This is a genomic window from Candidatus Thioglobus sp. NP1 (assembly GCF_003326015.1).
Taxonomy (GTDB): domain Bacteria; phylum Pseudomonadota; class Gammaproteobacteria; order PS1; family Pseudothioglobaceae; genus Pseudothioglobus; species Pseudothioglobus singularis_A.
On sequence record NZ_CP023860.1, the window covers coordinates 414,309 to 426,903 of the forward strand.

Sequence of the window (12,595 nt, forward strand, 5' to 3'; positions counted from 1 at the left end):
TCATGCCAATTCATGATGCTCCAAGACTTATAACAGTTGATGAATTTTCGATTGGACAAAGGTTAGATAATTATTTAGTCAAACAGCTTAAGGGTGTTCCTAAGTCTCATATTTATAGAATCATCAGAAAGGGTGAGGTACGGGTTAATAAAGGAAGAAAGAAAGCTGACTATAGGCTTATTTCTGAGGATATTATCCGCATTCCACCAATAAGAACCTCAATAACTGTGGCTGTAAAACCTTCAGATAATTTGCTGGAGACGCTGAATAATTCAATACTGTTTGAGGATAAAGGCTTGCTTATTATTAATAAGCCTCATGGAATGGCTGTGCATGGTGGAAGTGGTGTTACTATTGGTATTATTGAAGCTCTTAAGAGTGAATATAAAGAGCCAATTGAGCTTGTTCATCGACTAGATAGAGCTACTTCTGGCTGTCTAATTCTGGCCAAAAAACGCTCTGTCTTGAAAGCTTTACATGAGCAACTCTTTAATCATCAATTAGAGAAGCGATATATTGCCCTTGTTAAAAACAGTTGGAGTAAAAAAAGACATACGGTTGACGCTCCAATTTATCAAAATTCAAGAAATAGCGTTATAGATTCAAAAGGTAAAGAATCATTAAGTCATTTTCATCCCCTAAAAAATTTTCAAATTGATGACTACAGTGCTTCATTGGTTGATGTAGTTATAGAGACTGGGAGGACCCATCAAATAAGAGTGCATGCTAAATATGCAGAACATCCGTTAGCACAGGATAATAAATATGGAGACCCTAACTTTGATAAATTGATGAAGAAAAAAGGGTTAAATCGACTTTTTTTACATGCTAAAGCAATTACATTTACCAATCCAATGACAAATGAGATCCAAAAAATATCTGCACCATTACCAGATGATCTTGAGAAGTTCTTAGCCAAATTATGAATGCATATATAAGCCTTATGCGTTTGAATAAACCTATAGGCATACTCTTACTCTTATGGCCTACCTACTGGGCATTATTCTTAAGTGCAAATGGTTGGCCAGATATAGACTTATTAGTGATCTTTACTCTGGGAGTAATTATCATGAGAACTGCAGGATGTATTATCAATGATTATGCAGATCGCAATATTGATAAGCATATTGCTCGAACTCAGGACCGTCCATTAACAACAGGGGAGATTTCAACAAAAAAAGCTCTATTACTTTTTTCATTACTAATAGTTATTGCATTTTGCTTAGTTTTATTAACAAATACATTAACTGTTCAGTTGTCAATTGTAGCTGTTGCTTTAGCAACTATATATCCCTTTACAAAACGATGGACTCATTTACCCCAGCTAGTTTTAGGGGCGGCATTTGGCATTAGTGTTCCTATGGCATTTAGTGCACAAACAGGCTTAATTCCTTACTCTGCAGGATTAGTCTTTCTTGCAACAATAGTATGGACATTAATTTATGATACTCTGTATGCCATGGCAGATCGTGATGAGGATTTAAAGATAGGAGTAAAGTCAACTGCTATTCTTTTTGCAAAATATGATCAAATTGCTATCACTTTATTGCAAATATTGTTAATTATTATCTTTATTGCAATTGGTAAAACATTCAATTTAGACTTAATTTATTACTTTTCTTTGATAATTATTACGTTTTTTATGATTTATCATCAGTTCTTAATGAAAAAACGACAAAAAAGTGCGTATTTTAAGGCTTTTATTAACAATAATTTCATTGGTATCAGTGCCTTCGCAGGTATCTTGTTTTCTGTAATTAGTTAGCTTACTTAATGTTGAATTTTTGCAACATTTAGCTAGATTCTAGTCATTTTTGCTTAATTATTGTCTTTTTTTCATCAAGAAAACTTGACACAGTGATTTTGATACTATAAAAAGTCCACCAATCAGCAAATATGCTGGTTATTTTTAAAATTAATGGAGAGAAAATATGTTAAGCAATGTAACTGGTTGGATTAAAAAGTTAACTGAAGCAGGTGTCGGTCTTGTAGCACTTGCAGTAGTTGTTCAAGTAATATTTGGCTCAAGCGCTTCATTCCTACCTGGTGATGTAGTAGCTAGGCTTACAGATATGATTGGCACACTTGGTGGTGCTGGCTTAGTTGGTTTAATTACAGCAGGATTGTTGTACCAAATCTTTTCTAAGTAAACGTTTCATATTAACTCAATAAAAAACCCGCCATTAGGCGGGTTTTTTATTAACTAGACGAAGGGCTATTAAGTAATTTTTAGCAATTCACAACAGAGAAAACTTGACACACTGATTTTGATACTATAAAAAGTTTATCAATCAGCAGAGAAACTGGTTATCTTAAAATTAATGGAGAGAAAATATGTTGGATAATGTAATTGGTTGGGTAAAAAAATTAACAGAAGTTGGTGTAAGTATTATTGCGCTCGCAGTTGTTGTTCAAATAATTTTTGGTAGTCAAGCTGCATTCCTACCTGGTGATGTAATCGCTAGACTTACAGATATAATTATGGGACTTGGTTCTGCAAACTTAGTTGGCTTAATTGCTGTTGCTTTGTTATATAAAATCTTTACTAAGTAATACATATTTACTCAATAAAAACCCGCTTTATTGCGGGTTTTTTACTATTTAAATGAAATATTATTAATAGCCTTAAACCATATGATATAAGGGTTCAAAGGTATTTTGATGCATTTTTAAGCTTTGAAAACTTGACACAGTGATTTTGATACTATAAAAAGTGCATTAATCAGCAAATATGCTGGTTATTTTTAAAATTAATGGAGAGAAAATATGTTAAGCAATGTAACTGGTTGGATTAAAAAGTTAACTGAAGCAGGTGTCGGTCTTGTAGCACTTGCAGTAGTTGTTCAAGTAATATTTGGCTCAAGCGCTTCATTTCTTCCTGGTGATGTGGTCGCTAGATTAACGGATATGATTGGTGCCCTTGGTGGTGCTGGCTTAGTTGGTTTAATTACAGCAGGATTGTTGTACCAAATCTTCAAAAGGTAAACGTTTCATATTAACTCAATAAAAAACCCGCCATTAGGCGGGTTTTTTAATACCTGAATAAATTTAAATGCCTCTTAGCAGCTCATTAATTCCAACCTTAGACCTAGTTTTAGCATCAACCTGTTTGACTATAACTGCGCAATAGAGTGAGTAGCTTCCATCTGAGGATGGGAGGTTGCCTGATACTACTACGGAACCTGCAGGAATTCTGCCATAACTCACCTCACCCGTTAATCGATTGAAAATCTTTGTTGATTGTCCAATATAGACACCCATAGATATGACAGCACCCTCTTCAACGATTACACCTTCCACTACCTCTGACCTTGCACCTATAAAACAATTGTCTTCAATAATAGTAGGGTTTGCCTGTAATGGCTCAAGAACACCACCGATTCCAACACCACCGGATAGATGAACATCTTTACCAATTTGAGCACAGGAGCCAACAGTAGCCCAGGTATCCACCATTGTTCCAGAATCGACATAAGCACCAATATTTACATAAGACGGCATTAAAACAGTATTTTTAGCAATATATGATCCACGTCTTGCTGTTGCTGGTGGAACTACTCTAACTCCAGCAGCTTCAAACTCTTCACTAGAAGTATTAGCAAACTTAGAGGGAACTTTGTCATAATACTGAGTGAATCCTCCAGATAAGGGTGTATTGTCTTCAAGTCTAAAGGACAGTAATACTGCTTTTTTTAACCACTCATTAACCCGCCAATCTCCTACACCTTGTCTTTCAGCCACTCTAGCTTTCCCAGAGTCAAGTAAGTAAATTGCCTCATTCACAGCATCCTTAACTTCTTTAGTTGCAGAATCTGGATTCAAATTAGCACGATCTTCGAAAGCTGCTTCAATAATATCTTTCATAGTTCTAAGTAAATAAAAAAAAAATTGATTATACCAGTCAGAATTTCTGAAAGGCCCCCTCTAATGTTCGTGTTGGTGGTTGTGATGATGTTCATATGTAGCCATTAGGTCGTGAATTTGATCTGCAAATAAATCGTTAAATTGGTCATCCTTTAGTATAGATTCTGGAAGTCCCTCACAGCATATATGATGGTATAGGCATAGAACTTGAGTTGATTGTTTCATAACCCGGTGGAGATCATGAGAGACCATTAAGACTGCACAATTCTGCTTCTGGTGAATATCTTGAATTAATTTGTAAAGTTGTATTTGCGCATCTACATCAAGATTTTGCGCTGGTTCATCTAAAATTAAAACATTTGGTTTATTCAAAAGAGCTCTTGTTAGAAGTACTTTTTGTAATTCACCACCTGATAGATTTTTAAGTGGAAGATTTATTAAATCTTCTATTCCTGTTAGTTTGTATGTCTCTTCCGTAAAATTATTATCCAGTCGTTGGTTTAGGGTTAAAAAATCTATTACTGAGATAGGAATGTATGGATTTGCTGAGAAAGATTGTGGGGTATAACCTAACTTAATATGATCATTTCGAATAACCTCACCACTGTCTTGTTTAATAATTCCAAGTAATACTTTGATAAGAGAGCTTTTACCTGCACCATTTGGCCCAATTAAGGTTATAAATTCTCCAGGATGAAGCTTGAAGCTGACATTATCAAGAATATTTTTTCCTTCATGACTTAAGCTAATATTGTTAACATTGATGAGGGCGTTTGGCATTGCTATATTTTATCTAACAATTATTGATATGGCTTGAAAATATTACAGGTATATTGCAATGAGTACTAGAGTAACTAAAAATAAAAGCTTGTTTACAGGTAAAATTACGTCATGACACAGCAACTCATTTTAGTAGACGGATCAGCGTTCTTGTTTCGTTCTTACTTCTCTACTTTATCTCAAAATTTAACAAATGATGGTGGTTTTCCTACTGGGGCCATGTTTGGGGTAATAAATGCTATTAAGCATCTTCAGAGGCAATATAAAGATGCTAAGATTATTATGATTTTTGATGCAAAAGGCTCTAACTTTCGTCACGATATTTTTCCTGAATATAAGGCTAATAGAGGCCCAGCTGAAGATGATTTAGTTGTCCAAATTGAACCTTTATACGACATAGTAAGAGCTATGGGTTTTCATTTTATTTGTGAGGCTGGTGTAGAGGCAGATGATGTTATTGCAACGCTTGCAAAACTCGCAAGTGAAAAAGATATTGAAACTATTATAGCTAGTGGAGATAAGGACCTCTTTCAATTAGTTGGTGGAAAAATAAAACAACTGGATATGAAGGGTAAGTTATACGCTGAAGAGGATGTTGAAGAAAAAATGGGTGTCATGCCTAAGCAAGTCTTGGATTTACTTGCATTAAGTGGTGATGCTTCAGATAATATTCCTGGAGTTCCCAGTGTTGGTCCTAAAACTGCTTCAAAGTGGCTTAAACTTTATGATGATGTAGAGGGTGTTAAAGCGAATGCTAGTCAAATTGGAGGTAAGGTAGGTGAAAAGTTAAGAGAATCATTTGATTTATTAGACCTCTCATACCAATTAGTGAAACTCAAGTTTGATGTTGAGTTACCGTTTGATATCTTTGAAAAAGAACCTGGAGAGAAAAAGGAAGTTTTAGTAGAGCTTTACAAAGAATATGGTTTTTCAATGTGGCTTAAACAACTAGGAGAAATTCAAGAGCCTGAAGTTGTGCAAGAAAAGGAGATAGTTGAAAGTCCAGCTCAAGAAAAAACTACTAATCTTGATATTGATAGCTACTCTCAAAGTCTTATTCTTAATGAAGATGATTTTTCATTACTGCTAACCAAGCTCTCTAACAGTGAGGTTTTTGTTTTTGACTTGGAGACAAATAGTCTTGATTATATGCGAGCAGAGATTGTAGGCCTTGTTTTTCTAATGGAAAAAGAAAGCTATTATGTTCCCATAGGGCATGATTACTTAGATGCTCCAGTGCAACTCTCTCGTCAAAGAGTATTGGATGCATTGAAACCAATTCTTGAAAATAAAAGTATTGGTAAGATTGGTCAAAACTTAAAATATGATGCACATATTCTAGCAAATATTGAAATCAATCTAAACGGTATTAGTGATGACACAATGCTGAAATCTTATTGTTTAAATTCCGTGGCAACCAGACATAACATGGATGATTTATCAGAATATTATCTCGGGCATAAAACAATTCATTATGCGGATGTTGCTGGAAGTGGAAAAAAACAATTAACCTTTAATCAGGTGAATATTGATGAAGCGATGCCTTACGCGTGTGAGGATGTTATTGTAACTAATGAACTTAATAAATTATTAGATCATAAGCTTGAGCGTTATCCTAAACTAATGGCACTCTATCAAAATATAGAGCTTCCTTTAATTGAGATAATGCTGAAATTAGAACGAAATGGAGCTCTTGTAGATGAGTTGTCACTATTTAACCAGCAAGTTGAAATTAAAGCTGAAATGAATATTATTCAAGCTCAAGCGTTTGAGATTGCTGGCGACGAATTCAATCTTGAGTCTCCTAAGCAAATCCAACAAATCCTTTTTAGTGAAGAGGGGTTTGGACTGGAGCCAAAAAAGAAAACAGCAAAAGGTCAGCCATCAACTAATGAAGAGGCGCTCAAGTTATTAGACCACCCTTTGGTTGATTTAATTATGTCTTATCGCACATTAACAAAATTAAACTCTACTTATTTAGAGGCATTACCTAAACAAATTAACAGAAATACTGGGCGCTTGCATACTTCATATCATCAAGCAGTTACAGCAACTGGCAGGCTATCCTCATCAAAGCCAAATTTTCAAAATATTCCAATTAGAACAGAACAAGGGGCTCAGATAAGATCAGCCTTTATTGCAAATAAGGGTAATGTAATTTTAGCAGCTGACTATTCACAAATTGAATTAAGAATAATGGCCCATATTTCTGAAGATAAAAGTTTAATAGAGTCATTTCGTAATAATGTTGATGTCCACCGCTCAACTGCTGCACAAGTTTTTAATACAGAGCTTGACAAAGTTACCAAGGACCAACGAAGAAAAGCTAAAGCAATTAATTTCGGTTTAATTTATGGCATGAGTGCATTCGGTTTAGCAAAACAAATTGATGTCTCTCGAACGGAAGCCAAACAATATATCGATGGTTATTTTGAAAATTATCCTGGTGTATTAAAGTTTATGGATGAAACTAAAGAAAAGGCAAAGTCACAAGGTTATGTAGAAACTATTTTAGGCAGAAGATTATATCTTCCACAGATTAATGCAAAAAATAAAATGCTTCAACAGCACGCTCTTAGAACAGCTATCAATGCTCCAATGCAGGGTTCATCTGCTGATATTATAAAAAAAGCAATGTTGGATATTCAGGCATGGATTGATGCTGAAGATAATGGCATTAAGATGATAATGCAAGTTCATGATGAGCTCGTCTTTGAAGTTCAAGAAGAAAAATCAATTGAGTATGCTGAGATTATAAGATCTATGATGGCTGAAACATTAAAGTTAAGCATTCCATTAGATGTTGATGTAGGAATAGGATCAAACTGGCAAGAGGCTCATTAGCGCAAGACTTTTATGGATTACATATTATCAGATTATTTTTTTAAAGCTAAATTTGAGTAAGAGTTTATTATCGAGTTAAACTAAAATAGCTCCTGGAACCTAATTACATTATTAATCAATTAAAAATGAAAGAACAGCTTCAAAATCTCCTCTTTAAATCTATTGCCAAGATAATAGAGCAGGGCTTAATTTCAGATTTACCTGAAAAGATTAGATTGGATCATACTAAGGATAAAAGTCACGGCGATTATGCAACCAATATTGCTTTGGTATTGGCAAAACAAGCTAAGACAAATCCAAAAGAACTAGCTCAAAGCATTATTGAACATCTAGGAGATGTTGATTTCATTAAAAAAACTGAAATAGCTGGACCAGGCTTCATAAATTTTTTTCTATCAGATGAATCAAATAGTTCTATCATCAACGAAATTATCAAAATTAAGGAAGATTTTGGTTCTTCAACAATTGGAGAGGGACAAAGTGTTCTATTAGAGTATGTTTCTGCAAATCCAACAGGGCCATTGCATGTTGGACATGGCAGAGGAGCAGCTTATGGGGCTACTATATCTAATTTATTAAGAAAGGTTGGATTTAAAGTTGATAACGAATATTATGTCAATGATGCTGGACGACAGATGGATATTCTGACGGTTAGTATTTTCTTGCGCTATCTGGCTTTGAAGGGAGAAAAACTGAGATTCCCAGATAATGGATACCAGGGAAAATATATTGAAGATATTGCATGCAAAATTATAGAAAAATATGGCGATAAGTTTCAAAAAAAATCTAATCTTCTATTTGATGGAATATGTAAAGATGGTCTTGAAGGTGGGGATAAGGAATCTCATATTGATCAGTTAATTGCCAGTTCAAAAGAGATTTTAGGTGCTGGATTCAAATCAATATTTGATGTTGGTATAGAAAGTATCCTTAATGGTATAAAAGATGATTTATCTGAATTTGGAGTTGTTTTTGAAAAGTGGTTTTCAGAGCAATCTTTGATTGATAATGGCCTTTCAGAAGATAGTATTAAGAAATTACAAGATTCTAATCATGTCTATAACAAGGATGGTGCACTATGGTTCAAGACAACTCAGTATGGAGACGAAAAAGATAGGGTGGTAGTTCGAGAGAATGGTAATCATACTTATTTTGCTTCAGATATTGCATATCATCTTGAAAAATTTGAGCGTGGTTATGACAAAGTCATAAATATATGGGGTGCTGATCATCATGGTTATATTGCAAGGGTTAAAGCATCAATTGCAGCGTTTAATCATGATCCTGAAAAATTAGAAATCCTTTTGGTTCAATTTGCCAACCTTTACAGGAGTGGTAAAAAAGTTCAAATGTCAACACGAAGTGGCTCATTCGTTACTTTGGAAGAGTTAAGAAATGAGGTTGGAAATGATGCTGCGCGTTTTTTTTATATTTTGAGAAAATCGGAGCAACATATGGATTTTGACCTTGATCTTGCCAAATCTAAGACAAATGAGAACCCTGTTTTCTATATTCAATATGCGCATGCCCGAATTTGTTCTGTTTTTAGACAAGTTCAAGAAAAAAGTCTTGTCTTTAATCATGATAAAGTCAACTTAGGACTTCTTGTTGAGGCAAATGAGAAAACTCTTTTAAGAGAGCTTAGTCGTTACAGGAGCGTAATTGAGTCATCTGCACTTCAATATGAACCCCATCAGCTTGCATACTATTTACGTGATTTAGCGACATATTTTCATAGTTACTATAACGCCTGCCCTTTTATCATGGAGGATCAAGATCTCTCTCAGGCAAGATTATCATTGGTCCTTGCAACTAAACAAGTTCTTTCGAATGGCTTAAGTATTCTTGGGGTGAGTGCGCCAGAATCGATGTGAATGATCAACAAGAAAGAGGCCAGGCACTAAATATAAGTGAGTCTTTTATTGTTCAAGCTCCTGCAGGTTCAGGAAAAACAGAGCTTATTACACAGCGTTATTTAAAACTCCTTGGTTGTGCTGACCAGCCAGAAAATGTTTTGGTATTGACATTTACTAATAAGGCTGTTGATGAGCTTAAACATCGAATTATTAATGCTCTGAATCAAGTTAAGATGACTGTTCCTACAGAGCAACATAAGCTAACAACTTTTCAACTTGCAAAGCAAGTTATGGAGCAATCAAGAAAAAATAAGTGGGATTTGCTCAATCATCCCTCTAGAATAAAAATAGTAACTTTTGATTCTCTCTCTAGTCTAATTGTTTCAAGATATCCCTCATTAGATCAACTTATCCCCCCAAGAACCATGACCGACAGTTATGAATCTGAAGAAATATATAAAAAAGTAGCAGAGAATACAATAAAAAATATAGATGATAAGGATTATACAAAATGTATTTCCACAGTTTTTTTATACCTTGATAATAATGTTGAAAGATTTTGTAAGCTCATAGTTCACATGCTAAAAAAGCGTGAACAGTGGCTGACCAAACTCTATCGTCAAGGTGTTCTTAATACTAAATCTTTAGAACAAACTGCTCAGGAAATAATTATTGATCATCTTAAAGTTTTACGCAAAACTGCAAATGAAATATTAAGCCCTAAGTTTTTTAATCTACTTAGGACAAATAAAAGAGATGACATTAATAAAATTCTTAAACTTCCTAATTGTAATCTAGAGGATTTGAGTCAGTGGCAAAGTATTGCTGAACTGCTGTTGACAAAAGATGGCAATTGGCGAAAAAATGTTGATAAAAAAATTGGCTTTCCGCCAGAACTAAAAGAAGAGAAAGCATATTTAAAAATAATTTTAGAGGAGTTGGGTTCAGCTAGCTCATTTAAAAAAATACTTAATGATTTAACTAATCTACCAAGTGCTTTTATAGAAAAGTCAACGAGTGTTCATATAAATGATATTGCAAAGGTACTAAAACTTAGTGTAGCTGAGTTAAATATTATTTTTAAAGAACAAAACGTTCAAGATTATTCAGAGGTCTTGATGCAAGCTATTGCTGCCCTAAATTCACGGGAAGAGGTTAGTGATATTGCGTTAATGCTCGATTATCAAATTAAACATCTTTTGATTGATGAGTTTCAAGATACCTCATATTCCCAGTTTAATTTAATTGAAAAATTAGTTGAAAATTGGAGCTTGGATGATGCTAAGACCATATTTCTTGTTGGTGATCCAATGCAATCAATATATAAGTTTCGCGAGTCTCAGGTTGGGATTTTTCTTCAAGTAATTAAAAATAGCATTGGAAATCTTAAGATTAATTCATTAACTCTCACCTCAAATTTTAGGTCGAATAAGAGTATTGTGGATATAAACAATAATATTTTTACTCAAGTTTTTCCTAAAGAAAATCAGACTTTATTTGATGCCATTCAATTTTCCAAATCTAGTTCTGCTTCTCAAAAAGAATCTATTAATGCTGTCAATTTTTATCCCTTCAATATAGGCCAAGATGTTAGAGAGTCCGAGAAAGTTATTGATATCATTAATGACTCACTTAGAGATGATTCTGAACAGGAAATTGCCGTTTTGGTGAGGTCTAGGTCACACCTAAAGGAAATAATTAGATCTCTTCAGTTCCATAGAATTAATTTTGAAGCTATTAAAACTGAGCCTCTTATAGAAAATCTTTTCACTAAAGACTTAATAAGTTTGGCTAGAGCATTACTCAGCCTATCTGATAAGCTTGCATGGCTTGCACTTCTTCGTTCACCTTGGTGTGGCTTATTGTTAAAGGACCTATTAATTATTAGTGAGTCAAAGGAAATAACTATTTTTCATCAATTGCAAAGTAATCAATTAAGTGAAGATGGAATTAAAAGATCTCAACATCTATATCATGCAATTGAAGAGGTAATTTTAAGTGAAGGTAAGTTTTCTTTTGTTGAGCGTTTTAGTTATGCTTTGAGTAAATTATCTGCGGATAATGAATTAAGTGAGCAACAAAGAATTATAAAAGCTCAGTTTCTAAATGTTCTTAATATCTGTGAGGTAAATCAAACTTTAAATATTAAAGCAATCCAATTAATGCTTCAAGATAAATATGCACCATCTCAGCTAGCTCAAGTAAAACTGATGACTATTCACGAAGCAAAGGGACTTGAATTTGATACTGTTATTCTGCCAGGCCTTGGTAAGAGTGGGAAAAGTGATTCACTAGCTTTAATACAATTTCAAGAGATTGCAAACAATAATATTTTGCTTGCGCCAATTAAATCAGCATCTGAAAAAAATGAAAGCCAAACCTACCTCTACTTACAGTATTTAAAAAAACAACAATCCCATTTCGAATTAATGCGATTGTTATATGTAGCTATGACTCGCGCTAAAGAAAAACTTTACTTACTAGGAAGCATTAAAAAAACAGGAAAGGTGAATAGTAACTCAATGCTTGCATTTTTAAGTCATTACTATGAAAAAAAAATTGAAGATCTTGAAAGTGAATCTGAGGTAATTATAAAAGAATCTAAGGCACCAAAATTATCTCGATATAAAAAACTTACATTAATTTCTAAAAGAAATATTAATGAAAATCAGTCAAAAAATAATACTAACAATATTGAGCTAATTTATCGAAGTGCACTAGGCTCAATAGTTCATTATTATCTAGAACATAATGAATTTGATCCTTCAATTCGAAGTATTGAAATTAAGTTTGAAGAGTATGGGCTTCCTAAAAAATTAATTAAATCTTATTGCAAAGAAGTTTATGATTTACTCCAAAATACAAGCAGTGATGAAGATTTTGATTGGCTATTTAAAAAGAGAGTATCTACTGAAGTTGAAGCTGAATATAGTAGTTTCAATAAAACTGTAATTATTGATCGATTATTTATTGAAGATGATGTTTTGTGGATTATTGATTTCAAAACAGCACCCCTTGGAAAAGGAGAATCTATTAGTTCATTTATTGAGCGTCAAAAAAAATCACATTTAAAGCAAATAATTGAATATCAAGAGATTCTTGAAGATATTTTTAAGCTACCATCAAGACTAGCCATATATTGCCCAGCTATTAGTCAGTTAATAATTCTTTAGACACTATTTAAGTAGAAAATAACTGGACAAAGCTTACAATTCCACCTATGATAATTGCCAATTTAGTAAACCTTTATT

10 protein-coding genes are annotated in these 12,595 nt (G+C 33.6%); 8 read left to right on the forward strand and 2 right to left on the reverse strand.

From position 1 onward, the window contains the following. Positions 1–2 precede the first annotated feature (2 nt). From CRN91_RS02140 to CRN91_RS02160, 5 genes are all read left to right on the forward strand, one after another. Entirely contained in the window at positions 3–926 is a 924-nt protein-coding gene (locus tag CRN91_RS02140; RefSeq protein ID WP_114114813.1) for an RluA family pseudouridine synthase, read from the forward strand. Then, positions 923–1,765 carry a 4-hydroxybenzoate octaprenyltransferase gene (ubiA, locus tag CRN91_RS02145; RefSeq protein ID WP_114114814.1) on the forward strand — a complete coding sequence of 281 codons (843 nt, stop codon included), beginning with the start codon at positions 923–925 and terminating at the stop codon, positions 1,763–1,765. Before CRN91_RS02140 ends, ubiA begins: the two co-directional genes overlap by 4 nt. A 166-nt stretch (positions 1,766–1,931) precedes the next feature. Then, positions 1,932–2,150 carry a hypothetical protein gene (locus tag CRN91_RS02150; RefSeq protein WP_114114815.1) on the forward strand — a complete coding sequence of 73 codons (219 nt, stop codon included), beginning with the start codon at positions 1,932–1,934 and terminating at the stop codon, positions 2,148–2,150. A 184-nt stretch (positions 2,151–2,334) separates the two neighbouring features. Next, the gene (locus CRN91_RS02155; RefSeq protein WP_114114816.1) at positions 2,335–2,553 is read left to right on the forward strand and encodes a hypothetical protein; all 219 of its coding nucleotides are present in this window, start codon (positions 2,335–2,337) and stop codon (positions 2,551–2,553) included. 213 nt (positions 2,554–2,766) lie between these two features. Then, entirely contained in the window at positions 2,767–2,985 is a 219-nt protein-coding gene (locus CRN91_RS02160) for a hypothetical protein (protein WP_114114817.1), read from the forward strand. Positions 2,986–3,048: 63 nt separating this feature from the next. On the opposite strand, the gene dapD is transcribed toward CRN91_RS02160, so the two are convergent. Together dapD and CRN91_RS02170 are read right to left on the reverse strand one after the other, a co-directional pair. Beyond that, positions 3,049–3,864, reverse strand: coding sequence for a 2,3,4,5-tetrahydropyridine-2,6-dicarboxylate N-succinyltransferase (gene dapD, locus CRN91_RS02165; RefSeq protein ID WP_114114818.1), 816 nt, complete (start codon positions 3,862–3,864; stop codon positions 3,049–3,051). A 60-nt stretch (positions 3,865–3,924) separates the two neighbouring features. Next, positions 3,925–4,644: a metal ABC transporter ATP-binding protein gene (locus tag CRN91_RS02170; RefSeq protein ID WP_114114819.1), complete on the reverse strand. Its 720-nt coding sequence runs from the start codon at positions 4,642–4,644 to the stop codon at positions 3,925–3,927. Between the two features lie 111 nt (positions 4,645–4,755). Here CRN91_RS02170 and polA point away from each other — a divergent pair, with 111 nt between their 5' ends. The 3 genes from polA to CRN91_RS02185 all read left to right on the forward strand — a co-directional run bounded on the left by polA (position 4,756) and on the right by CRN91_RS02185 (position 12,517). Then, positions 4,756–7,488 (forward strand): DNA polymerase I, encoded by a 2,733-nt coding sequence (gene polA, locus CRN91_RS02175; protein WP_114114820.1) that lies wholly within the window; start codon positions 4,756–4,758, stop codon positions 7,486–7,488. 125 nt (positions 7,489–7,613) lie between these two features. Continuing rightward, positions 7,614–9,362 (forward strand): arginine--tRNA ligase, encoded by a 1,749-nt coding sequence (argS, locus tag CRN91_RS02180; RefSeq protein ID WP_114114821.1) that lies wholly within the window; start codon positions 7,614–7,616, stop codon positions 9,360–9,362. Further along, complete coding sequence (locus CRN91_RS02185; protein WP_114114822.1) at positions 9,359–12,517, forward strand: UvrD-helicase domain-containing protein; 3,159 nt, start codon at positions 9,359–9,361, stop codon at positions 12,515–12,517. Before argS ends, CRN91_RS02185 begins: the two co-directional genes overlap by 4 nt. Positions 12,518–12,595 lie beyond the last annotated feature (78 nt).